Source organism: Streptomyces sp. NPDC002032 (assembly GCF_042890765.1).
GTDB lineage: Bacteria > Actinomycetota > Actinomycetes > Streptomycetales > Streptomycetaceae > Streptomyces.
Genome location: NZ_JBIASM010000015.1, coordinates 67,939 through 91,774, shown reverse-complemented (window position 1 = coordinate 91,774; position 23,836 = coordinate 67,939). Strand labels below are relative to the sequence as shown.

Genomic DNA, 23,836 nt, shown 5'->3' with positions numbered 1-23,836 from the left:
TCCGCCTACGCCGCACCGCCGCCGGGGTCACACGCCTTCGGCCGGTCCCCGGCCGGGCGGGTGCCGGTCGGGCGGGAGCGGGACCGCTCCGGCCGAACGGGCGTACTCGGTGGGAGTCTGACCGTAGTGCTTCTTGAAGGCCCGGGTGAAGTGGCTGCCGTCCGCGAACTGCCAGTGCGCGGCGAGTTCCGAGATGCTCAGGCGCCCTGACGGTGCGACAAGGGCGAGCCGGGCCTCGTGCAGTCGCCGGTGGCGGATGTAGGTGGTCACCTGCTCACCCACCGCGGCGAACGCCCGGTGCAGCGTACGGACGGAGACGTTGAGTTCACGCGCGAGCATCGCCGGAGAAAGGCCGGGATCCGTGAGCCGACGGTCCGCGACGTCCTTGGCGGCCTGGGTGAGGGCGGGAGCCAGCCGGGGTTCCACGTCGTCGAACCGGCCCTTCGCCACCGCCTTGGCCAGCTCGATCAGGGTGCCGTGGGCCGCTTCCACACCGGCCGGTCCGAGGTCGGCCACGGTGGTGTGGATCATGTCCGTGAGGGCTGTCAGCAGGCGTATCTCGGCCGAGTCCGCCGCCCCGGTGATGGCCCGGCTCCCGACCAGGGGTTTGAGCTCGTCGGGGGGCAGGACGAGGAACTTCGCCGTGAGGTGCGCGCTCGTCTCGAAGGCCGTCAGGCGCCCGAGGTGCCGGACGAGGAACTGCCCGGCCGACACGGTCTGGTCGCCGTAGCCGGGCGGGCCGCCCAGGGTCCACGCGCCGCGCCGCACCACGTACATGGCGACCAGATCCTGATCGCCTCCCGGGACGTCCGCGGTCCGGGTCGCCGACGCGGCGTGCAGATCGGCGATCGCCGCGCCGTGCACCTTGGTCACGTTGCCCTTGACCCGGAAGTCGCCGATCGTGTCCGGGCTGAAGGCCGGAAGCTGAAAGACGTTGTCGCCGATCTGCGTCTCCCATCCACGCCGGAAGACGTCGAGCCCCCGCGGTGCCGCGCCCGGTGCGGTCGAGTCCACCGCGAACACTCCGCGCGCGCGGTCGACCTCCGCTCCAGTGCCGTGCATCCCTCTCCGATCCCCTCGTGTTCATGGCTTCGACGCCATCCTGCGGTGATCGTAATCCGTAGGAGGTGCAGGGGCGTTGCGCCGATCCCGATCCCCTCCGGTGGCGGGCGGGGGCGGGTTCCGGACAACTCGTGCTGTGGAAAGCCCTGTTACGGGTACCGGCCGGCGCGGCCCGAAGAGGTACCGTGCAGCAGCGCCGCCGCGAGGAAGGGACCCGTCCATGCGCACCCCCCACGTCGCGTCCGCACGGTGACCGCACCCTCGCCGATCCGGCCGGGCGATCCGGCGGCGCTCGGACCCTGGCGACTGCACGGCGTGCTCGGTGAGGGCGGCATGGGGACCGTCTACCTGGGTCGGGACGGCCGACGCGTCGCCGCGGTCAAGACGCTCCGGCGCGAGCTGCTCGGCGACCCGCACCTCGCCGTCCGCTTCCGCCGGGAGCGGGAGGCCGCCGAGGCCGTGCACAGCCGGTACGTGCCCGGGCACCTCGGGGCCGATCTCGGCGCCCCCGTGCCGTGGATCGCCACCGCGTACGTGCCGGGGCCGACCCTGGAGCGGTGCGTCGAGGAGTACGGACCCCTGGGCGCCGACACCGTCCGGGCGCTGGGAGCCATGCTCGCCACCGCCCTGGCCACCCTCCACACGGCCGGAGTCGTGCACCGGGACCTCAAGCCGTCCAACGTGCTGCTCGCCGCCGACGGGCCCCGCCTGCTCGACTTCGGCATCGCCCGCATGCCCGCGGCGACGAAGGTCACGCTCACGGGACAGCGCCCCGGCTCGGCCGGATACATGTCCCCGGAGCAGGTCTTCGGCCTGGAACTCGGGCCGCCCAGCGACGTGTTCACCCTCGGCGCCCTGCTGGCGTACGCGTGCACGGGGCACCACCTCTTCGCCGGTGACGGCCTCGCCTTCGCCGACTACGGCATCGCGCACGAGGAGCCGGACCTCTCCCGGGTGCCCCCGTCCCTGCGGCCCGCGCTCGCCGGCTGCCTGGTCAAGGCGGCCCGACAGCGTCCCCGGGCGGCTGAGTTGGCAGCCCTGTGGGAGGAGTCCGGCCGGGGCGCGCCCGCGGGCTGGCTGCCCGCCCACGTCCTCGGGGAGATCGAGCGGCAGGGCCTGCGCGCGCGGGAGCTGGCGGGTCCGCCCGGGCCGTCCCGGCGGCGGGTGTTCGGGATCGGGGCGGCCGCGGCCGTCCTGCTCGGGGCCGGCGCGGGGGCCGCCGGGTGGCGGTGGTACGGAACCGGCGGGGAGAGCAGCGGCGAGGTCCCGCTGTGGCACGGGGCACCGGGCGAGCGGCCCGCTCCGGTGTGGTCCGTGGCGGACCTGGACCCGCGCATGCCCTTCGGTCCCGTGCGGGCGGGCGACGTCCTGCTGGTCGCTGATCCCGGGAGGGTGTCCGCGCTCGACCAGCGCACCGGCCGCCGGCTCTGGTCGTACGAGGGCGGCCGCCCGCCCGTCCCCGGGGCGGCCGCTGCGGTCCTCGTCGGTCCGGACGGCATCCTGCGCGCCCTCGACCCCCGTACGGGGAAACCGGCGTGGACCGGCCCGGGCGGGCTCTCCGGGCTGCTCGCCGCGGATTCCGACACCCTGTACGCGAGGGACCCGGCCGGCCGCGTCGTCGCCGTCCGGCGCGGTGCGGCCACGCCGCTGTGGCGGTCGCGGGAGGCGGTGGCCTCTGACGGGGCCGTGGCCGTGGCGCAGGAGGGGCGGCTGGTCGTCACCGCGGCCGACGGGGCGGTACACGTCCTCGACCCGGCCTCGGGAGGGGCGGCTTGGGACACGGCCGACGCCGCGCGGGGCCTGCCCGGAGCCGTCGGCGAGGGGCTCGTGGTGCTCGGCGGGGCCACACTGCGCGGGTTCGACGCGAAGGACGGGGCCCGGCGGTGGGAGGCGAGGCCGACGACGCAGACCGGCTCGTTCGGCGCGCCCCTGGTACGGGCCGGGTCGGTGTACGTGGCCGAGGGCGGCCGGCTGCGCTGCCTGCGGCTCGCGGACGGCAGCGACGTACGGGAGATGACGGGCGAGGGCGGCCAGTACGCGCCGGCGCAGCCCGTCGTGGCGGCGGACGGGCTGTACGTCCCGCTGTCGGCCGGGGCCGGCGGCGTGGCGGCGTTCCCGCTCGCCGGGGACACCGAGCGCTACCGGTTCTCCCCGGGAGCCGAACGGGACGAACCGTGGGCGGTGGCGGCGGCCGGCCAGGTGGTGGCGGCCCAGAACGGCGGACGGCTCTACGCGCTGCCCCGGTTCTGACCGCGCCACCTCCGCGTGGCCGGAACTGATCAGCTCCCGCGGCTGCTCCGTGCCCGGCGGATAAGGTGCCCGCAGCGTTCGACGGGGAGCGGAACGACAGCTGGTGGGCGGGGGTTGAACCGGCATGGCAGAGCGCGCGGACGGTCCGGATTCCCTGGCGGAGGGCGACCCCGCCGGGATCGGGGAGTACACCCTGCTGGCCCGGTTGCGGGAGAGCGCCGGCGCGGTGGAGTACCTGGCCGTGGACCGCGAGGGAGCCAAGGTCAGCGTCCTCGTACCGCGTCCCCGGCCGGCCGGCGACCCGGCGCTGCGCCGCAGGTTCGCGGCGGAGGCGCGGCTCGCGGTGGCGGCGGCCGGCCCGTGGGTGCCCGCGGTGCGGGAGTCGGCCGACGGGCACCTCGTCACCGCGTACCGTCCCGCGCTCGCCCTCGGCCCGGCCGTCGCCCGGTACGGCCCGCTGCCGGAGCACGCCCTGCGCGTCCTCGGCGCCGCGCTGGCGGAGGTACTCGTACGGTTGCACCCGCTCGTCGAGGCCCACCAGGGCCTCGCCCCGCACACGGTGCTGCTCGGCGCCGACGGACCGCGCCTGACCGGGTTCGGTCCCCTGGCCGCCGCCACCGGGATCGATCCCGCGGCGGACGGCGCCGCCGCGCGCCTCACGCTCGGCTTCCTCACGCCCGAGCAGGTCGCCGGGCGGGTGCCCGGTCCGGCCTCCGACGTCTTCGTGCTCGGGCTGCTCCTGGTGTACGCGGCCACCGGGGCGGGCCCGTTCGCCGTGGCCACCCCGGACGCCGTCGCCACGGCCGACCCCGACCTCGACGGTGTGCCGGAGGGCCTGCGTCCGCTCCTCTCCCGCTGCCTTGACAAGGACCCCGCCCGCCGCCCCGCGCCCGCCGCCGTGGCCGCCGGACTCGCCCCGGGCGGCGCCGCCGCGCTCCTCGCGGCGCAATGGCTGCCGGGAGCGCTGGTGACGGAGCTGTCCGCACAGGCTTCGGCCGTGATGGCGCTGGAGGCGGCGGGACATGACGGCCCGTCTGCGACGGCGGTCGCCACGCAGGTGGACGCGTCCACTCCGGGGGACGCGTCCGCTCCGGGGGACGCGTCCGCTCCGGACGCGCCGGAGCCCCCGCGCCGCGGCCTCCCCGCCCGCCGGGCCCTGATCCTGGGCGCCGTAGGCACCGCGGCCGGGCTGGCCGGCGGCTTCGCCCTCGGCCGGAACGCCCCTCGCGCGCCGGCACCCGCCGTGGCGACCGCCGCAGCGAGCGGGCCGCCCGCCCGCGTGCAGGGCGCGCCGCCCGCGGTCCTGTGGCACTACCGGGCCGCGACCACCGGCAAGCAGGCGCTGGTCTGGAACGACCAGGTGCTGGTGGTCCCCCTGATCGGCGCCACCGTCGGTCTGGACCTGCGGACCGGAAAGACGCTCTGGACCAAGGACATATGGTGCAATGCCACACCCGTCCCCGTCTCCGGAGACCTCCTCTTCGTCCCGACCTTCAACCGGGGACTCGTCCGCTTCTCCGCCACGACGGGGACCGCGCGCGACACCGACCCCGACTACGCCATGGAGACCGACGGGTTCGCGGGGCAGAACGGGACGCGGGTGTGGTTCCGCGCGCCGGACAAGGACGGCGTGCCCCACCTGGTCTGCTACGACATCGCGCAGCGCAGCACGGTGTGGCGTACCCCGATGGGGCGCACCCCGCCGGGGCGCGGCGGAGCGCTACGGGTGACGCCGGGCCGCGAGTCGGTGTACGTACAGCGGCTGCGCGATCCTGCGGACGCGAAGGAGAAGGACCTCGGCACGGCCGTCTTCAGTGCCCTGGACACGGAAACCGGGGCGCGGCGGTGGGAGCGGTGGGAGAAGGAGGCCTGGGCCGACCTGCCCGAGGAACCCCGCTCCTGGATGACCGCCGACGGCACCCTCTACACGGACGAGGGCCACTCCCTCCACGCGCGGGACGTGAAGACCGGCGGCGAACGGTGGGGAGGAGACGCCCGCACGAGCCTCGACCGGGTCAGCTCCCCGCGCGGGGTGCTGCTGCGGGACGACGTCTCGTTGTTCGTCGTGGACGCGAACGGGTGGACGCATCTGGTCGATCCGCGCGACGGCACGATCAAGCGGACCACGTTTCCGGCGGTCCCCACCGGGGCTGTCGCCAGGGGCGATACGGCCCTCGTTCCGGGTCCGTCCGGCAGCCCCCTGTACCGGGTCGACTGGGGGGCGGTCACCGCGATCGACCCGGAGGACGGGCGCACCCTGTGGGCGTTCCAGGGGGTGACCGAGCAGCAGCAGGAGCAGGAAGGGCTGCTCTGGCAGGTGGCGAGCGGTACGCGGACCGCCGTGTTCGCCCGCAGGTTCGGCCGCGACTACTTCGCCCTGCCCGTCGGGTGAGCGCCGTGCAGCCGGACGCCGGCCCCACCACACCGCTGCTGCCGGGCGACCCCGAGCGGATCGGCGGCTACACGCTGCTCGGCCGGCTGGGCGGCGGGGGCATGGGGACGGTCTTCCTCGGCCGGTCCGCCGGCGGGCGGGTGGTCGCGCTGAAGACGGTGCACGCACACCTGGCCCGGGAACCGGAGTTCAGGCTCAGGTTCCGGCTGGAGGCGGAGGCGGCCCGGACGATCGGCGCGCGGCACGGGGCGACGGTCGTCGCCGCCGACACCCAGGGGGCGCTGCCCTGGCTGGCGACGGAGTACCTGCTCGGCCCCTCGCTCGCGGAGGCCGTCGCGGGGTACGGGCCGCTGTCCGGGAGCGTGGTGCGGGCCCTGGGTTCCCGGCTCGCCGTGGCGCTGGCCGACATCCACGGCTCGGGCCTGGTGCACCGGGACCTCAAGCCCTCGAACGTCCTGGTCACCGCCGAGGGCCCGCGCGTGATCGACTTCGGCATCGCCCGTGCGCTCGGCGCCCGTCGTCTGACCCGCACCGGGCAGGCGGTGGGCACCCCCGCCTACATGTCCCCCGAGCAGGCCGGCGGCCGGGACCACGAGCCACCGGGCGACGTGTTCGCCCTCGCCGGGGTGCTCGTGTTCGCGGCGACCGGCCACGGCCCGTTCGCCGGCGTGGCCGCCGCCGACCTGCTGTACGAGGTGCGGTACGGCACGCCGGACCTCTCAGGGGTGCCGGCGGGACTGGTCCCGGTCCTGCTGCGATGCCTGGCCAAGGAGCCCGGAGACCGCCCGGCCGGCGAGGAGCTAGCGGCCGAACTGGGTTACGGGGAGGGGAACTTCGCCGACCTGCTGCCCGGCCCGCTCCTCGCCGACCTCGGCCGGCGGGCGGTCGGCCTGTGGGACCTGCGCCCGGCCCGGCTGCCCGGGCCGCCGCCGCCCGCCGAAGAACCGCCGTCCAGGGGGTGGGCGTCCCGCCGGCGTCTCCTGGTGGCTGGCACCGGCGGGCTGCTCGCCCTCGGCGGGGGCGCCGCGCTCTGGGCGGCACGCGGCGGTTCCGGTACGCCCCCGGCGGACCGGAAGGCCGCTTCCCCGTCACCCCGCCCGCCGGGGCTGGCGCCCGAGCCGCTGTGGACGTACGACGCGGAGTCGCTGTGCCAGGTCGAGGCGGTCCGGGACGGGATCGTCGTCGTGTCGGTCGGAGACACCCGCTTCAGCCGGACCGTGGTCGGCCTCGACGCGGCCACCGGCAAGGTGGCGTGGCGGAGCCCGAAGACCGTGGTCTTCGAGGAGACCGGGGAGGGGCTGGTCGTCCGCGAGAACTCCACGGTCCTCCACGCCCCGGATCCTCTGCTCGCCCTCTCCGCGGCCGACGGGCGGCTGACCGAGTATCCCGGCGAACTGGGGCGGCCCCGCATCGACAGCCCCCGTCTGATCGCAAGGACCGACGACCGGCTGTACCTCTCCGGCTATGACGGCGACCAACAGCTCATCGCCGCGTACGCCACCGCCGGGGGTGCGCTGCTCTGGACGCAGAAGACGGGACACGAGCCCTACGCGCCGAACCCCGGCGTCGTCGCCGCGGGGGACGTCCTGATCTACTCCGCGTCAGGAGACGTCGTGGGCCTCGGACGGGACGACGGGCGCGAACGCTGGCGCACCGATCTCTACGCCCCGGGCAACCTCGTCGTCGCACCCGTCCATCCCTCCTCCCTGGCCGACGGCCGCCTTTACCTGGGGGGCGGCGAGGTCCGCGCCCTGGAGGCTGCCACCGGGAAGGTGGTCTGGCGCTTCGGCGCGGACCGGGTGCCGTACCCGGGCGGCCAGACCGCCTACGGGAGCGCGAAGGCGGTGGACGGCATGGTGTACGTCATTGGGCTGCGTCCCGCGGACCCGAAGAGCCCCGGTGCCCACGACGAGCTGCTGGCGCTGCGGGCCTCGGACGGAGCGCTGCAGTGGACGTACGCCGTCCCGGACGGCGCCCGCTTCGAACCGCCGCCCCTCCTGCACGGGGGCACGCTCTACCTGGACACGGGGCAGCTGGCCCAGCCCCTCCTCGCGGTCGACCTCGCGGCCAGGCGCCCGCCCTGGACGTTCCGCAGCGGATTCACCGAGGACGGTCACCTCCCGCTGACGACCTCCGGTTACACCGAACTCCGCATCGCCGGCGACCGCCTCCACCTGTCCTGCGGGACGCACGTCCTCGCGCTCCCCGCGCGGGGGTAGCGGGGCAGCGGGGTACTCGCCCCGCCCGCGCCGGGGGGGGAGGGACACCTACGCCGGGCGGCGGGGTCCGTCCCGTAGGCCATGTACCGGGCAAGCGAGGGGTGGGATGATGCGCGAGGGCCAGGACGGTCCGCGCGAGGGGTGCGGCTTGCGGCGCGTCGGCAGCCGCTCGGGGGTGGGGTCGTTGGCGTCGTTACGTGTGCTCGCCGGCCGGTACGAGCTGGTGCGCTTCGTCGGCAAGGGCGGGATGGGCGAGGTCTGGGCGGGGCACGACCGCACGCTGCAACGCCGGGTGGCCGTCAAGCTGCTGCCGCACCAGCGCGGCGACGCGGCCGGAGCGGCCCTGTTCTTCCGGGAGGCCCGTACGGCCGGCGCGCTGCGCCATCCGGGGGTGGTGACGGTCCACGACCTGGGCCAGGACCCCACGGACGGGACGCTGTTCCTGGTCATGGAGCTCCTCCCCGGGCGGGACCTGGGCGCGGTGCTGCGCGAGGACGGGGTACCCGCGGTGGCGACGGCGCTGTCGTGGACCGAGCAGACCGCGGCGGCCCTGGCCGCCGCCCACGACGCGGGCATCGTGCACCGCGACCTCAAGCCGGCCAATCTCATGCTGACCCCCCACGACCGTGTGGTCATCCTGGACTTCGGGATCGCGCGGTTCGTCGGAGCCACCCGCACCTCCACCCAGGTCATGGGAACCCTCGCCTACATGGCGCCGGAACGGTTCCGCCAGCAGCCGGGCGACGCGCGGTCCGACCTGTACGCGCTCGGCTGTGTGCTGAACGAACTGCTCACCGGCCGGGTTCCGTTCGAGGCCGACGCGCCGGCCATGATGATGAACGCCCATCTGCGCACCCCCGCGACACCCCCCTCGGCCAGGCGCCCGGGCATCTCCGCGGCGCTGGACCGCCTGGTCCTGACGCTGCTCGCCAAGGAACCCGGCGACCGGCCCGCCGACGCCCGGGAGGCCCTGCGACGGCTGCGCGAACCGGCGCTGCGGGGCGGCGCCGGGAGCGGGCCGGACCGGGACGGCGGACGCCGCCGCCCGCACATCGCCCGGCGGCGGGTCATCCAGTTCGCCGCCGCGGGTGTCGCCGCCACCGCGGCCGGCCTCGCCGTCCCCGTCGTGCCCGCCCTGCTGTCCGGCCGGGTCCGATGGCCGGTCCACGGCGACGGGGTCTACACCGCCGCCCCGGTGGAAGCGCGGGGCGTGGTCTACACGGGGCGCGGCGACGGGGTCCTGCTGGCCCTCGACGCGGCCACGGGCAAGGAGAAGTGGTCGCTGAAGCTCGGCCGGACCCCGTACGGCCTCGCGGTGGCCGATGCGGCGGTGTACGCCGCCAACGAGGACGGCAGCCTCTACGCCGTGGACACCGCCACGGGCTCGACGCGGTGGAACCACGTCTCGGGTCTCTCGTCGCCCTCACCGCCCGTGGCCGGGGGCGGCGCCGTCTTCCTCGCCGGCCGGAACGGCCTCCAGGCCGTGGACGCGGCCACCGGCACCCAGCGGTGGGCCTACGACGCGGGCAGCGAATGCCCGCCGGCCTTCGGGGACGGTGTGGTCCACCTCGCCAGTTGCGTCCTGACGACCGACTCGACCCTCCACGCGGTCGACGCCGCCACCGGCGCCAAGAAGTGGTCGCTCCCCATCGACGCGATCACCCAGGCCGCGCCCGCCGTCTCCGAGGGAGTGGTCTACGTCGGCGACTGGCACGGCCGCCTGTTCGCCGTCGAGGCCGCCACCGGCGCCCGGAAATGGACATCCACCGTCGACAACGAGTTCTTCGGCTCCGCGACCGTTGCCCACGGGCTGGTCTTCGTGGGGGGCACGCACGCCCTCTACGCGTTCGACGCCTCGACCGGAGCACGGAAGTGGGCCTACCCCATGAGCGCCCCGTACGGAGCCTCGACGCCCGTGGAATCCGACGGCAGCGTCCTCATCGGCCTGGGCAACACCCTCCACGCCGTCGACGCCCTCACCGGGGTGAAGCGATGGGTGGCCGCCCTCGGCGAGGAGGCGTCCTTCTCCCAGCCCGCTGTCGCCCGCTCGCTGGTCTGGGCCGGCGGCGGAGCCGACAGGACCCTGTACGCCTTCCACCTCGCCGGGGGTGAGCGCCTGTGACCCGCTCCCCGGTCCGGGCCCGGATGCGGGCCCGTCGCCGCGGGGCGCGGACGCCGGGCCGCGCATGCCCGCGGTGTCGGCGGGTGGATAAAATGGGGCTGATCCTCAGGCTGCGGTCGGCCCGAGCCCGGATGTCCGCCTGTGCGGGTCGGCAGTCCGCCATGGACGGGCCGCACCCGGTGCAGCGGGAGAGGGGAGCCCTTTGAACCGGTTCACTCGGCTGGCCGCGCGCCTGCTGGCAGCTCCGCAGGGGATCGTCTGGCTGCTGCCGCCCGGCACCTCCGGCGGCGCGGAGGTGGAGAGCTGGCCGGCCGGGTCGCCCGTGGCGGATCACACCCTGGCGGCCTGCCGGCGTGTGGCCGAACTCGCCGAGCCCCTGTTCCTCTCGCGCGCGCAGGGTGATTCCGGCGGTGCGTTCGCGGGCGTTCCGCTGGTGGGCGGTACCGGGGAGCTGTTGGGCGTCCTGGCCGTGGTGGACCGTGGAGCCCGCTCCTGGGACGAGGACGCCGTCCGGGACCTGTCGGATCTCGCCGCCGCCTGTAGCGCTCAGATCCGGCTGCGGGTACGCGCGGAGACGGTGCGTCAGGCCGGTGAGGAGGCCGCGGACGCGGCGCAGGGAGCGGCGGCCCGCATGCACGCCCTGCTGAGCCGTTCCCAGCTGCTGCTGCGGGCCTCCGAGGACCTGGCCGACACCAGCGGACTGGATGAGGTCCGCCGCCGGGTCGCGGACCTGGTCAGCGGAGACCTCAAGCCGTCCTACATCGGCCTGGTCCTGCTGCGCGGCGGAACGCTGCACCGCATCGCGGACCCGGTGGGCGGGGACCAGCCCTTCGAGAGGGTCCCCGAGTCCTACGCCCTCGGCTCCCACTGGCCGAGCGCCCGGGCCGTGCGCGAGAACCGCATGATCGTGGTGGACGACCGGTCCGAGATCGCCTCCCGGTACGGGCCGGAGGCGGCCGCCGGATTCGACGCTCTGGGCCTGGGTACCGCGGTCTGTCTTCCGCTGCGCGGCCTGCGCGGCGTCCTCGGCACCCTCATCCTGGGGTGGGCCGCCCCGTACGTGATCGACACGCCCGAGAAGCTGGTCCTGACCACGCTCGCCGGCTACACCGCGCAGGCCGTCGAGCGGGCCCTGCACCTGGACGACCGGATCACGGTCGCCCGCCAGCTCCAGCAGGCCATGCTCACCGAGCTCCCCGCCGTGGCGGGCCTGGAACTGGCCGCCCTGTACCGGCCTGCCGCCCGGGAGGACATGGTCGGAGGCGACTGGTACGACGCCTACCCCCTGCCCGGCGGCAAGGGGTCCGGCGACGACGGGTCCACGCTTGCCGTCACCGTCGGCGACATCACCGGCCATGACATGCAGGCGGCCGCGCTGATGGGCCAGGCCCGCAGCATGCTGCGGCAAGCCGACCTCGACCACCCCGGCCGGGGACCGCAGGAGGCCCTCAGCGCCCTCGAAGGTGCCTGCCGCCGCCTGCGGCTGCCCGCGAGCGGCACGGCCGTACACGTCCACCTCTCCCCCGCCGCCGACGGACGGTGGCTGCTGAAGTGGAGCAACGCCGGACACCCGCCCCCGCTCCTGGCCGCCCCCGACGGGACGGTCGAGCACCTGACACGGCACGACATCCTGCTGCACCCCGCGCTGCCGCCGGGGCCCCGCACCCAGCACAGCCGTCTCCTCGCCCCCGGGGCCACCCTGCTGCTGTACACCGACGGGCTCGTCGAACAGCGGGGCACCGACATCGAGGAGGAGACCGGCCGCCTGGCCCGGCTCCTGGCCTCCGCCGCGCAGCAGGGCCTTCCCTTGGAGATCCTGCTGCGCTCCCTCCTGGACACGGCGGGGGCGGCCGAGCCCGAAGACGACGCGGTGCTGCTCGCCGTCCGCGTGCCCTCGTCGGTCTGAGACGGGTCGCCGCTATCGCGACTGGACGGCGAACAGCTCCACGGCGTACTCGCCGCTCGTCCCGATCCCGGTCTCCTTGTACGTGCAGTTCAAGATGGCGGCGCGGTGGCCTCGGCTGCTGGCCATCCAGCCGTCGACGTGGGACTTCGAGGAGTGGTGTCCCGGCCCGGACACGTTCTCGGAGGAGGGTCCGGCGGGCGAGTAGCCTGCCCGCTCCATCCGCATCAGGTCGCTGGAACCGTCGGAGCCGGTGTGCTCGGTGAGGTGGTTCGCGGCCATGTCGTCGGCGTGGGCCTGGGCGGCCTGCATGAGGCGCGGGTCTTCCTTGAGCGGCTCACAACCGGCCTTGGCGCGTTCGGCGTTGACCAGGGAAAGGATCTCGCTCGCGGAGGACTGCTGCACGGCGCGGGTGATGGCGGCCGAAGTCCCCACCTGACCGGCGCAACGTATGAACCCTCCCATGTTCGGGGTGGCGCGCTTGCCGGTTAACGGAGTTGTACGAGGCGGACAGGGTTGCGATGATCTTGGGGCCACCGATCACCGGATGGCATCCGACCATGGGGGAACCATGAAACTGACCCGAGCCACACTGGCCCTGACCGCCGTCGCCCTGGCTCCGGCCCTCCTGCTCGCCACCCCGTCACTCGCCGCCGCCGCGCCCGTCACCGCATCGGCGTCCGCGAGCGCGGTGACGGGCTCCGACACGGAGAACGCGGCCGCCATCGCCAAGATCCTCGCCGATCCGGCCAGCGGGAAGGGCGTCAAGCGCGAGGCCAACAAGGCCCTCGACGGCACGCCCGCCGACCGGATCGCCTTCTTGGAGACCGGCCTCGCGAAGGCCCAGGACGAGGACAACCGTTTCGCGATAGTCAAGATCCTCGCCGACCCGACCATCGGCAGGGGCGTCACGCGCGAAGCCAACAAGGCCCTCGACGGCACCCCCGCCGACCGGACCGCCTTCCTGGCGACCGGCCTCGCGAAGGCCCAGGATGAGGACAACCGCTTCGCCATCGCCAAGATCCTCGCCGACCCGACCATCGGCAGGGGCGTCACGCGCGAAGCCAACAAGGCCCTCGACGGCACCCCCGCCGACCGGACCGCCTTCCTCAAGACCGGGCTGCGCCTTGCCCGGGCCGAGGACGACCGTGTCGAGGTCGCTCGGATCCTGGGCCGTCCGGGCATCAGCGTCGGACTGCGCGCCGCGGCCGAGAAGGCGTTGAGCGGCACGCCGGAGGAGCTGCGGTACTTCATCACCGTCGGCCAGTACCAGTACTGACCCCCTCGTGGCAGCCCCCGCCGGGGGGGGGCTGCCACGGCCCGGGGCTTCAGGGGCGGGTGGTGAGGCGGGCGACTGCCGCGTCGTAGCGGGCCTGGAGTTCCGCGTCCGCCGATACGCGCAGCAGTGCGCCGAGGGCCCGTACCGCGCCGTCCTCGTAGCCGGAGGCCTCCGCCTCCCGGGCCGCCAGGTCGAGTTGGCCGATGCCCTCGGCCTCGTTCCCGAGGCCGAGCAGGGCCTCCCCCTTCACCATCAGCAGCAGGACGCGAGGGATGTCGGCCGTGTCCGACCGGTCGTCGAACGCCAGGGCCCCGGTCGCCGTGTCGAGGGCCTGGCGCCATTTCCCGGCGTCGGCCCAATGGCGGGCGAGGTGCTGCATGGCCAGTCTTTCCATGGTCCGGTCGCCGGCCCGGCGCGCCAGCTCCACCGCCCGCTCACACCCCTCCGCCGCCTGGTCCAGGCCGCCGAGCGCCGCTTGTGCCTGGGCCAGGACGATCAGGGCGTTGGCCTCGGCCACCGCGTCACCCGCCCGGGAGGCGAGCTCGGAGGCGGCTCCCAGGTGGGTCAGCGCCTCCGGGATGCGCCCCTCCTCGATCAGCACCCAGCCGAGCACGTTCAGCACCCGTGACTCGCCGTGCTGGTCGGCGTCGGCCCGTGCCGCCTCCAGCGCGGTCTCCAGGAGCGGGACCCAGCCGTCCCGTACCCGCCACACGATCAGGGGCCACAGCGTCAGGACGATCCGCCAGGTCCTGCCGTGCAGTCCGGCGGCGTGCGCCGCGGCCACCGCCAGCGTGAGGTCGTCCCTCTCGGCCGCGTACCAGGCGACGGCGGCGGACCGGTCGGCGATGTCGCGTACCGCGGCGGGCGGCAGGTAGTCCGCCGGCAGCGGGAAGCAGTCCTCGTTGCCGGGCTCGGCCGCCGCCACGGCCGCGAGGGCCGTGGCGATGTGGTGGTCGAGCACGCGCTTGAGTGCGTCGGGGCCGACGTCCAGGCTGCGTGCGTAGAGCCGCACGAGATCGTGCATCGTCCAGCGGCCCGGCGCCGTCTCCGTGACGAGGTGCGCGACGGCCAGCCGTTCCAGGGCGCTCTCGGCGGCCGCCGGGTCCGTGCCCGCCAGGGCCGCCGCCGCATACCGGTCGACGTGCGTACCGGGATGGCGGCCGAGATGGGCGAACTGACGTGAGACCTCAGACGGGAGCTGTTGCAGCGTGACGCGCAGCGCCGCTCGCACGCCGGTGTCCTCCACGTCGAGCAGACCCAGCCGGCGCGTCTCGTCGGACAGCTCGGCGGCCATGGCACCCAGTGACCAGTCCGGCCGCTGCGCCAGCCGGGCAGCTGCCACCCGCAGCGCCAGGGGCAGCCCGCCGCACAGCTCGGCCAGGCGGCGCGCGGCGTCCGGCTCCGCGCGCACCCGTTCCGTGCCGAGTACCCCGGCGAGGAGCGTCGTGCCGTCCTGCGGGCCGAGCACGTCCACGGCAACGGGCAGGGCGTTGTCGGTGACGATCAGCCCCGGCAGCCGGTGTCTGCTCGTGACGACGGTGACACAGCGGCGACCGCCCGGCAGGAGGGGCCTGACCTGCTCGGAGTCCCGCGCGTTGTCGAGCACCACGAGGAGCCGCCGGTCGGCGGCGAGCGACCGGAACAGGGCGGCCGCCGCGTTCGCCGATTCCGGCATGCGGTCGTGCGGCACACCGAGGGCCGGGAGGAACTCGCGCAGCACCTCCATGAGGGCCGGCTCGCCCGTGTCGCCGAAGCCGCGCAGGTCGGCGTAGAGCCGCCCGTCGGGGAAGCCGGCCCGGCCGTGGTGGGCCCAATGCAGCACGAGGGCCGTCTTGCCGACCCCGGCGGGCCCGATGACCAGACAGACGGGCGCCTCTCCCTCGGCGGCCCGGGACAGAGCGGCGAGCTCCGCCGCCCGCCCGTGGAAGCCGCGCGGCGCGCGCGGCAGCAGATCGGGCGCGTCCGTCTGCGCGACGGCGTCCGGTGCGGCGGCGGGGCGCGGAGCATCGGTGGTGGTGGCCCGGCGGGAGCGCCCCAGGCTCGCGGTGTGCTCCAGCTCCCCGGCGGCGGCCGCGTCCAGGCCCAGGGCCGCGGCCAACGCCTGCACGGTGCGGCGCTGCGGCCCCCGGGAGTGTCCGCGCTCCATGTACGACAGCGCCCGGACGCTCACTCCCGCGGCATGCGCCAGCTCCTCCTGGCTCAGCCCGGCCCCCGTCCGCAGAACGTGCAGAAGCGCGCCGAAGCCGCCGGTGGCCGGTGTACCGGTGCCCATGTCTCGATTTCCCCTGGTCAGTGCGGCCCAGCCGGAACGCCGTACCTCGCCCGCAAAAGTATGCACGAGATTACTTTTGCGGGTGGAGGGGGTGGAGGGGTGAAGGAGGGCGGCCCTGGCCGGGCGGGCGGGGCTTGTCGACGGACCGGTCGAGGGTGTTCCGCGCAAGGGAAAGACCCGGTCCGGCACCGCCGTGAGCGGTGCCGGACCGGGTCCGTGGGTCGTGCTTCTGCCGGTCGTCAGTGCGAGGGGCAGGAGGCCTGGGTGACCTTGCCGGCCTTCGCGGTCGACGTCGAGGGGTCCAGCGTCAGGCACTTGCCGGTCCACTGGTTGACGAAGTAGTAGCCGCGGTCCTGTCCGCCGGCGCCGAGCTTGACCGGGATGACGTTCCACAGCTGGCTGCCGGAGGACCACTTGGTCTCGCAGGGCCACCAGAAGAGCTGCGTGCCGTCGCCGGGCGGCGTGCCGTTGTTGTACGGGACGGTGAGGCAGTTGCCGTTGGCCGCCTTGATCCAGTAGTAGCCCTTGCCGTCGTAGTCCGGCTTGGTGGCCGTCCACTGGTGGCTGCTGGGCACCGGGTCGGCGCAGGCGCGCTGCGTCACCATGCCGCCGCTGCCGTCCGCGAACTCGTCCCCGCGCACCATGCACCGGTTCGAACCGTAGGTGCTGCGGTACTGCTTCCCGTTGACCAGCCACACCGCCGGGTCCGGCGGGTAGACGTAAGCATCCTTGTTGAGCCCTTCGACCACCGACACGGGGGTGACTCCAGGGGTGTCGCTCTCCTGGTAGAAGTTGACCGCCACGAAGTTCGGGGCCCGGTCGGTGACGCCCCGGCATGTCTCGATGCGCTTCTTGAGGTCCTTGCCGTTGTCGCCCGCCGCGAGGTCCTGCGGGTTGATGGCGTCCGAATTGAACTGGTTCATCGTGAACAGCGCGGTCATCTTCGTGCCCGGCATCGTCTTGGTGGTCAGCGGCAGGCTGTGGTCCCGGACCTCGCAGCCCCACGGGGCGTTGCCCGTGCCGTAGCCGTACTTGTTCTCCACCGTGTGCGACCACGTGTTCATCAAGGTGCCGGAGCCGACGGCCACGTCGTCCCAGCTGTCCTGGAAGATCAGCAGACGCTGGTTGTCGGCGACCATGTCGCGCAGCTGCGGCCAGTTGTTGCTGAAGATGCCGTACTTGTTCTGGTTGAACAGCAGTTTGCCGGCGCCCTTGGCGTCGAGCATCGTGGTGATGTCCCTGCTGAGCGTCGGCTGGCTTGCGTAGTTCTCCAGGAAGATCGTCACCACTTCCTGCGGGTTCTTCTGCAGGAAGTTGACGATGGTCAGCAGCGCGGCCTTGAAGTCGTCGTAGCAGGCGAAGCGGCTGGTGTGGCACAACCGGACGGGCCCGGAGCCGTTGGGGTCGTAGGTGTCGAGCATCAGCGCGCGCACCCCGCCGTCGAGCTGGTCCTTGATGCTCTGGGACTGGTTCGGCGGGAGGGGTGCCTGCATCCAGCTGGTGGCGAACGCGTTGTGCGAGGTCACCCAGGACCACTGGTCGTAGCGGGCGTAGCCGTATTTGCCGGTGTCCGCCGCGACCGCGGCCGTCGGCGCCGTCAGCATCGAGGCGAGGACGAGGAGCGGGAGCACGGGCAGGGCGAACAGGCGCAGCAGACGGGCACGGCGGCCGGAGCCCGGGCGGAGCACGGCACCACTGGTTCTCATTGTGAATTTCCCCTGGTGGAAAGCGGTCGCCGACGCCCATGGGGCGCGGTGCGCCGGGGACCTGAAGTCTGGACGTTCGCCCCGGTCCGTCGCGCAGCCGCCCACGGGGGGTGGCGCTGAGCGACGGACCGGCCCGGTTGGGGCTGGTCGGCCCCCGTCCGGGTTGCCACCAGCCAACCGGGCGGGGAGGGGGTGGACCAGGCAATTCCACCGGCAGAAGTACGGTCCGGATACTTCTGCCGGTGCGGGTCCGGAGGCCGGGCGATGCGGTCCGGGGAACGGGCGGGGTGGAGGGCCGCTGGGGGCTCGGCGGTGGGTGCGGTTGCGGGTGCCCGGGATCAGGCGGGCAGGGTCATCAGCATCAGGGGGGCGGTGGTGGGCTGGGGGGATCCTCCGGCGGGTTCGAGGGTGAGGCCGACCGCGCCCGCGTCGGCGGGGCTGCCGGTGAGGACGACGGCGCCGTCGTGGTCGATGAATCCGGCCGGCCGCATGGTCCCGCCGTGGTCGAGCCACAGCTGGTAGGTCTTCCCCGCCCCGGGTGCGGGCAGGTTCCCGGCGGTGAAGACGGCCTTGTTCTGCCGCTCGGAGGCGACGACGGTGGTCACGGCTCCGTTGGCGGCCCGTCCGTGGACGGTACGGGCGTCGGGTGCCGCCAGGACGCTGCTGACCGCGTCCAGCTGCCGCTGGACCTGACGGGCCTGCTGCTGGAGGTCCCGTCCGTTCTGCTCCTGCCATACGGCGACGCCGCCGAGCGCGGCGGCCACCACGCAGGCGGCCAGCGCCAGCGGCAGGGTCCTGCGGCGCAGCATGCCGCCGAGCGCGGGTACGGACGCGGATGCGGTGGTGGGGATGCGGGGCGGCAGCTGGCGGACGCCGTCGATGGCGGCCATGACCTGTGCCTTGACCGCCGCAGGCGGGGGTTGGGCGACCGCTGCCGCCAGACGTGCCGTGGTCTCCTCGAATTCCGCGGCCTCCTGACGGCAGGCCTCGCACGCCTCCATGTGGGCGTCGAAGGCCTTGCGTTCACCGTCCTCGAGCGCACCCAGGGCGTAGGCGGCGGCAAGGGTGTGGGCGTCGGATGCGTGGTGTTTCATGTGGTCACCCCCATGCAGTCGCGGAGCCGGATCAGGCCGTCGCGCATGCGTGTCTTGATGGTAGGAAGCGGTGTGCGCAGGGTTTCGGCGACTTCGCGGTAGGTCAGCCCCCGGTAGTAGGCCAGGGTCACTGCCTGGCGCTGGAGCTCGGTCAGGCCGCGGAGGCAGCGGCGGACCTGTTCGCTGTCCAGTCGGGTCTCGACCTGTTCGGCGACCTCGTCGAACGCGGTGGTGTGCTCCCGTGCGGCCTGAGCCTGCTCACGGTCGGCGGCCGCCTGGGCGGAGCGGACCCGGTCCACCGCCCGACGGTGGGCGATCGTCGCGGCCCAGCTGGCGACGCTGCCGGCGTCCGGGCGGTAGCGGGCGGCCTGCCGCCACAGGTCGATCATGGCCTCCTGGGCGACCTCCTCGGACTGGGCGCGGTCGCGTACGACCTTGATCACGATGCCGAAGACCATGGGGGCGAGGGCGTCGTAGAGGGCGGAGAAGGCCTGCTTGTCGCCTTGGGCGACCGCTTCCATGGCCTCGGTCAGGTCACCCGGTCCCGGGCTGGAGCTCGTGCTGAAGGAAAGCGGTTGGTTCACCGGCCGGGCACCGGCTGGGGCGAGGAGGCGTAGGGGCGGCCGCGGGGGGCCGTCGGGGGGCGGGGCGTCCATCGCATGCCGGTCCTTTTGTCCTGGTTGCCTGAACGGGGCCGGGCCGCCCGTGAAAGGGCGGCCCGGCCACCGGAACGTGGGGGTGTGTCAGTGGTTCTTCGTAGCGGGCGGCCGTGCGGATGGGTGTGCGGGTGGGCGTTCGGGTGAGAGTTCGGCTGGGCCTTCGGGCGGGCCTTCGGGTGGGCCTTCGGGCGGGCGGATTTCGTCACCCGCACGACCTCGGTGACTCCGTACGGGGGAACCGGGGCCCGCCGGCCCAGCCGGCGGGTGAGCGGCGGCGAATGCGTGGGTGAGGGCGCCGGAGGTGTGCGGCGGTTTCCTCGCCGGCCACGCGGGACTTCCACGGGGCCGGGCAGCCCCATGGAGGTGGTTCGCAGGTGGTCCACATGGTTGGTGTGCGACGCGGCCTGGCGGTGGCAGTGGCCGCCGGGGCTGTGGCCGGCGGCAGCAGCAGCGCCTTCGGGCTGCTCAACCCGTCCTGCGTCAGCGCCTGACGGCCACCCCAGACTCCGGGCCGACGCCGAGGACGGGGTGGCTTCGGACCGGTGACCTGCCCGGCATCGGGCGAAGGCCGTCCTCAGGGATGCCTTGGCCCTTGGGCGGTCGGGCAGGTCGGCTGCGGGCGGCTGTCGGCACAGCCGCCCGCAGCACTCCGGGGTGAGCCGGGCTACCAGGTGAGGACGGCGATGACCTGCTTGCCGGTGCCCGACGGGCTGACGAAGAGGTCCGCCCCCAGACCCTGAATGATCTGCAGTCCGCGCCCACCCGGCCCGGCCCCCGCGTGCCCGGCGCGGCGGCGCGGCAGTTCGGACGAGGCGTCGCTGACGGCCACGCCGACGCGCCTGTGGTCGACGCTCAGCGTCAGCGCGTAGGGCCCGTCGGCGTGTCGGACGGCATTGGTGACCAGCTCGGAGGCGATGAGTACGATGTCCTCGGCGATGCCGCGGGGGCATCCGGCGGCGTCGGTGGCGAGCATCAGCGCGACCCTCTGGCGAGCCAGCCGTGCCGCTTCAGCTGCCGGTGGCAGGTCAAGGTGCACCGTCACCGGACATCGGCCCGGGGCGATGGTGGCGTTCATGGCGGTTCCTCCCTGTTGCACGCGGCCGTCACGGGGCTCCGAGGGGTGGGCCTTGGAATCCCGGCCCGGGACAACCGGCGCTGCCCCATGTCGTGACAGTTCCAGTGGCCCGGAACCCGGTGACCGGTCTGATGGCCGGTCTGATGGCCGGCGACCCAGTGCCGCTCCCCGTGGCCCTTGTCCCACCTCTTTCTGTCCGGCTGCCTCTCATCGGGAGCCTCGCGAAGGATTCGTGACCAATGGGGTGATGGATTGCAAACCCGCTCGTTTCCTTCCCCGGCCCGTACGGCTACGGCTGCGGATCCCGGCGGCTCACTCCTTCCGGTGCCGGACCAATCCATCGGGCGGGCGCCGCCGAATCCGGAGTGTGAGCAGCTCCCGCACTACCCTCTCCCGCACCACCCTGGCCCGCGCCGCCCTCGGCGCCCTGGCCGGGCTTCTGGCCGGCTTCACGGCGCTCGCCGTGGCCGAACTCGTCGCCGGTCTCGTCCGGCCCGCCGCCGGACCGGTCACGGTCGTGGGCGGCGCGGTGATCGACCGGACCCCCGCCGCGGTGAAGGACTTCGCGATCCGCACCTTCGGGGAGAACGACAAGACCGTTCTCCAGCTGGGCATCCTCGGTGTCCTCGTGCTCATCGCCCTCGCCCTGGGCGTCCTGGCCCTGAGATATCGGCGTACCGGTGCCGCCGGGGTGCTGCTGTTCGGGATCGTCGGCACGGCCGCGGCCCTCAGCAGGCCCGACTCCGCCGGGATCGCGGACTCACTGCCCTCCTGCGCCGGCGCCGCCGCAGGCGCGCTCACGCTCTACGTCCTCGCCGGCAGGGCGGCCCGCCCCGCCACCGCACCGGGGGTGCAGGCGACGGGCGTCTGGAACCGGCGCGGGTTCCTCGTCGCGGCAGCCGTCACGACCGCCGGCGCCGCGTCAGCCGGGGTACTGGGCCGCTACCTCACGGGCCGGCGCGGCCAGGGCGCCGTCGCCTCCCGCGGCGGTCTCACCCTGCCCCGGCCGGCCTCCCCGGCTCCTGCCGTCCCCGCGGGAGCCCAGCTGAAGGTGGCCGGCGTCAGCCCGTTCACCACGCCCAACCGGGACTTCTACCGGGTCGACACCGCTCTCGTCGTCCCCAAGATCGACGCCGGCACCTGGCGGCTGCGGGTCCACGGCAAGGGCGTCGCCCGCCCCCGCACCTACACCCTGGCCGACCTCCTCGCCCGGCCCCTCATCGAGCGCGACATCACCCTGACCTGCGTGTCCAACGAGGTCGGCGGCCCCTACACGGGCACCGCCCGCTGGCTCGGAGTCCCCCTGGCCGCGCTCCTGCGCGAAGCCGGGGTCCGGCCCCCCTCCAAGGGCGGCGGGGCCGACCAGCTGGTGGCCCGGTCCGTGGATGGCATGACCCTCGGCTCCCCCGTCGAGGACGTGATGGACGGACGGGACGCGATGCTGGCCGTCGGCATGAACGGCGCGCCCCTCCCCTTCGAGCACGGCTTCCCCGTCCGCATGCTCGTCCCGGGCCTGTACGGCTACGTCTCGGCCTGCAAGTGGATCACCGACATCGAACTGACCACCTTCGACGCCTACGACCCGTACTGGGTGAAGCGGAAGTGGGCCCGCCGCGCGCCGATCAAGACCCAGACCCGCATCGACACGCCCAAGCCGTTCGGCCGCCCCGATTCCGGCACCGTCACGGTCGCCGGTGTCGCCTGGGCCCAGCGGCGCGGCATCACCCGCGTCGAGGTCCGTATCGACGAGGGCCCCTGGCAGGACGCCGACCTCGCCGCACAGGACAGCGTCGACACCTGGCGCCAGTGGTCCTACCGCTGGAACGCGGCCCCCGGCGGACACAACATCACCGTCCGCGCGACGGACGGCAGTGGAGCCGTGCAGACCGAGGAACGCGCTCGCACCATCCCGGACGGTGCGAGCGGCTGGCACAGCGTCTTCGTCACCGTCCCCTAGAGCTCCGGCCCGCCCTGCCGCGAGACGCGGGCGGGTTCACGGCAGTTTGGCAGCCAGGACGTCGACCTTCTGGATGTCGGGAGCGCCGGCGAGCAGGGTGGGCGTGATCTCCGTCAGGGCAGCCGCGATCTTGCCGTTCAGGTGGGCTTGGCGTCCGGCTTCGTCGTCGAACGTGTCGAAGACCCCGAAGCTCGTGGGGCCGAGCCTGAAGGAGTACCAGGTCACGGTCTGGGTTTCCTGACGGGCCAGTTCCAGGGCGTTCTCCAGGAGTTCCTGGACCTGCGCCGCGTGCTCGGGCTTGGCCTCGATACGGGCCAGAAGACCGGTCTGGGTCATGAGCTTCTCTCCGTGGTGTCTCGGTGTGCGCGTGAGGACCGGCGCGGCTTCCCCGAAAAGCCGTGGCCGGAACGGGTCGCGGGGCGTCCGGGGCCGCGGTGGCGCGCACCGCCGCCGGGACGGACGATCCGCGACCGACGGTACGTGCCTGCGCGGGGGTGCGCCGGGCCGGTCCGCCGAACGGCCCAGCGCGCGGACCGCCGTGGCTCCGCTCCGGTTCAGCCCTCGCTGGCCTCCCGCCGCCGGACTCCTGCTCGTCCGCCTGCGCGAGCGCATCGAAATCCACCACCGGATCCGCGCGCTGCGCGCCAACGCGCTGTTGCGCGCCGTGGCCCGCACCGGACCCGCCGCCACCGCCCTCCTGGTCATCCTCGGCCTCACCCTGCGCGCCGCGTCAGGCACGGGGTGACCCGCGGTGCACGTGAACCTCCGGGTGCGCCCGGATCGATCAGGAATCGAGAAGCGTATTCTCTGAGCCGCCCCTAGCCTGCTCCCCATGGACATCACCATTCACACGACGTCTCTTCCGCACGACGACCCGGACGCGTCGCTCGCCTTCTACCGCGACGTCCTCGGCTTCGAGGTCCGCAGCGACGTCGGGCAGGGCAGGATGCGCTGGATCACGGTCGGACCGGCCGGGCAGCCGGGCACGTCGATCCTTCTGGCGCCGCCCGCCGCCGATCCCGGCGTCACCGAGGAAGAGCGCCGCACGATCACCGAGATGATGGCCAAGGGGACCTACGGCTGGATCCTGCTGGCCACCCCTGACCTCGACGCCACGTTCGAGAAGGTGCAGGCCGGTGATACCGAGGTCGTCCAGGAGCCGACCGAGCAGCCGTACGGCATCCGCGACTGCGCGTTCCGCGACCCCGCGGGCAACCTGGTCCGCATCCAGGAGCTGCGCTGAGCCGTGCGGGGATCGAAGTGCCCGACTGTCCGTCGCCCGCCCGCCCGGGGGGCGTCCGGGTCCTCGATGGAAGACGCAGGGGAGGGTTCTCGTGTGTAAGCCCGAATGGCGGCGCGCACGCGTCGAGGCGCAGCGCCTGGCCGATCTGGCGCGGCTTCGCCGCGTCCGCGACCGGATCGACAGGGAATACGCGCAGCCGCTGAACGTGGAGGCGCTCGCCCAGGACGTGCACATGTCCGCGGGGCACCTGAGTCGGCAATTCCGGGCCGCCTACGGTGAGTCGCCGTACTCGTACCTGATGACGCGTCGCATCGAGCGGGCGGCGGCGCTGCTGCGGCGGGGCGATCTCAGCGTCACCGAGGTCTGTTTCGCGGTCGGCTGCGCGTCGCTGGGAACGTTCACCACTCGTTTCACCGAGCTGGTCGGCATGCCGCCGGGGGCCTTCCGGCGGCATGAGGCGGACGGGGAGGACGGGGCGGGTACGGCCCGCGCCGCGGGGTCGGCGATCAGGGTGGAGGGGATGCCCGCCTGCGTGGCGAAGCAAGTCTCCAGACCGGTCAGGAATCGAGAAGCCCCGGCCGGCGGACAGCCCCTAGCGTGAGT

General features: G+C 74.0%; 18 protein-coding genes. 10 read left to right on the top strand and 8 right to left on the bottom strand.

Annotated features, from left to right (window positions below; all coding sequences use genetic code 11):
* Nucleotides 1-27: 27 nt before the first annotated feature.
* Entirely contained in the window at nt 28-1,062 is a 1,035-nt protein-coding gene (locus ACFYYT_RS28375; RefSeq protein WP_351822057.1) for a helix-turn-helix domain-containing protein, read from the bottom strand.
* 249 nt (nt 1,063-1,311) lie between these two features.
* Between ACFYYT_RS28375 and ACFYYT_RS28370 the strand changes: the two genes are divergently transcribed.
* From ACFYYT_RS28370 to ACFYYT_RS28350, 5 genes are all read left to right on the top strand, one after another.
* Complete coding sequence (locus ACFYYT_RS28370; RefSeq protein WP_351822059.1) at nt 1,312-3,312, top strand: PQQ-binding-like beta-propeller repeat protein; 2,001 nt, start codon at nt 1,312-1,314, stop codon at nt 3,310-3,312.
* A gap of 124 nt (nt 3,313-3,436) precedes the next feature.
* Nucleotides 3,437-5,704, top strand: coding sequence for a PQQ-binding-like beta-propeller repeat protein (locus ACFYYT_RS28365; RefSeq protein ID WP_388609699.1), 2,268 nt, complete (start codon nt 3,437-3,439; stop codon nt 5,702-5,704).
* A 5-nt stretch (nt 5,705-5,709) separates the two neighbouring features.
* Nucleotides 5,710-7,923 (top strand): serine/threonine-protein kinase, encoded by a 2,214-nt coding sequence (locus tag ACFYYT_RS28360; protein WP_351831124.1) that lies wholly within the window; start codon nt 5,710-5,712, stop codon nt 7,921-7,923.
* A gap of 184 nt (nt 7,924-8,107) precedes the next feature.
* Entirely contained in the window at nt 8,108-10,045 is a 1,938-nt protein-coding gene (locus ACFYYT_RS28355; protein WP_351831121.1) for a serine/threonine-protein kinase, read from the top strand.
* Nucleotides 10,046-10,247: 202 nt separating this feature from the next.
* Nucleotides 10,248-11,951, top strand: coding sequence for a SpoIIE family protein phosphatase (locus ACFYYT_RS28350; RefSeq protein ID WP_351831120.1), 1,704 nt, complete (start codon nt 10,248-10,250; stop codon nt 11,949-11,951).
* Nucleotides 11,952-11,963: 12 nt separating this feature from the next.
* Here the strand turns inward: ACFYYT_RS28350 and ACFYYT_RS28345 are convergent, their stop codons facing one another.
* On the bottom strand, nt 11,964-12,383 hold the full coding sequence (locus ACFYYT_RS28345; protein WP_388609694.1) for a CAP domain-containing protein: 420 nt from the start codon (nt 12,381-12,383) through the stop codon (nt 11,964-11,966).
* A gap of 136 nt (nt 12,384-12,519) precedes the next feature.
* Here ACFYYT_RS28345 and ACFYYT_RS28340 point away from each other — a divergent pair, with 136 nt between their 5' ends.
* Nucleotides 12,520-13,227 (top strand): ALF repeat-containing protein, encoded by a 708-nt coding sequence (locus ACFYYT_RS28340; RefSeq protein ID WP_351831117.1) that lies wholly within the window; start codon nt 12,520-12,522, stop codon nt 13,225-13,227.
* Nucleotides 13,228-13,276: 49 nt separating this feature from the next.
* On the opposite strand, the gene ACFYYT_RS28335 is transcribed toward ACFYYT_RS28340, so the two are convergent.
* The 5 genes from ACFYYT_RS28335 to ACFYYT_RS28315 all read right to left on the bottom strand — a co-directional run bounded on the left by ACFYYT_RS28335 (nt 13,277) and on the right by ACFYYT_RS28315 (nt 20,033).
* On the bottom strand, nt 13,277-15,499 hold the full coding sequence (locus ACFYYT_RS28335) for a helix-turn-helix domain-containing protein (RefSeq protein WP_351826838.1): 2,223 nt from the start codon (nt 15,497-15,499) through the stop codon (nt 13,277-13,279).
* Between the two features lie 239 nt (nt 15,500-15,738).
* On the bottom strand, nt 15,739-17,205 hold the full coding sequence (locus tag ACFYYT_RS28330; protein ID WP_351826837.1) for an RICIN domain-containing protein: 1,467 nt from the start codon (nt 17,203-17,205) through the stop codon (nt 15,739-15,741).
* Nucleotides 17,206-17,543: 338 nt separating this feature from the next.
* Nucleotides 17,544-18,299 (bottom strand): anti-sigma factor, encoded by a 756-nt coding sequence (locus tag ACFYYT_RS28325; protein ID WP_351826836.1) that lies wholly within the window; start codon nt 18,297-18,299, stop codon nt 17,544-17,546.
* Nucleotides 18,296-18,883 carry an ECF RNA polymerase sigma factor SigK gene (gene sigK / locus ACFYYT_RS28320; protein ID WP_385324564.1) on the bottom strand — a complete coding sequence of 196 codons (588 nt, stop codon included), beginning with the start codon at nt 18,881-18,883 and terminating at the stop codon, nt 18,296-18,298. The genes ACFYYT_RS28325 and sigK overlap by 4 nt, the downstream gene beginning before the upstream one ends.
* 739 nt (nt 18,884-19,622) lie before the next feature.
* Nucleotides 19,623-20,033, bottom strand: a complete 411-nt coding sequence (locus ACFYYT_RS28315; RefSeq protein ID WP_351826835.1) for an ATP-binding protein — start codon at nt 20,031-20,033, stop codon at nt 19,623-19,625.
* Nucleotides 20,034-20,400: 367 nt separating this feature from the next.
* On the opposite strand from ACFYYT_RS28315, the gene ACFYYT_RS28310 reads away from it, so the two are divergent.
* On the top strand, nt 20,401-21,990 hold the full coding sequence (locus tag ACFYYT_RS28310) for a molybdopterin-dependent oxidoreductase (RefSeq protein ID WP_388609688.1): 1,590 nt from the start codon (nt 20,401-20,403) through the stop codon (nt 21,988-21,990).
* Between the two features lie 36 nt (nt 21,991-22,026).
* Here the strand turns inward: ACFYYT_RS28310 and ACFYYT_RS28305 are convergent, their stop codons facing one another.
* Entirely contained in the window at nt 22,027-22,326 is a 300-nt protein-coding gene (locus ACFYYT_RS28305) for an antibiotic biosynthesis monooxygenase (RefSeq protein ID WP_351826834.1), read from the bottom strand.
* A gap of 202 nt (nt 22,327-22,528) precedes the next feature.
* On the opposite strand from ACFYYT_RS28305, the gene ACFYYT_RS28300 reads away from it, so the two are divergent.
* The 3 genes from ACFYYT_RS28300 (at nt 22,529) to ACFYYT_RS28290 (ending at nt 23,834) form a co-directional block, all read left to right on the top strand.
* Nucleotides 22,529-22,735 carry a hypothetical protein gene (locus tag ACFYYT_RS28300; protein WP_351826833.1) on the top strand — a complete coding sequence of 69 codons (207 nt, stop codon included), beginning with the start codon at nt 22,529-22,531 and terminating at the stop codon, nt 22,733-22,735.
* Nucleotides 22,736-22,822: 87 nt separating this feature from the next.
* Nucleotides 22,823-23,233 carry a VOC family protein gene (locus tag ACFYYT_RS28295; RefSeq protein ID WP_351826832.1) on the top strand — a complete coding sequence of 137 codons (411 nt, stop codon included), beginning with the start codon at nt 22,823-22,825 and terminating at the stop codon, nt 23,231-23,233.
* Nucleotides 23,234-23,324: 91 nt separating this feature from the next.
* Complete coding sequence (locus ACFYYT_RS28290) at nt 23,325-23,834, top strand: helix-turn-helix transcriptional regulator (RefSeq protein WP_351826831.1); 510 nt, start codon at nt 23,325-23,327, stop codon at nt 23,832-23,834.
* The last annotated feature ends 2 nt before the right edge of the window (nt 23,835-23,836 follow it).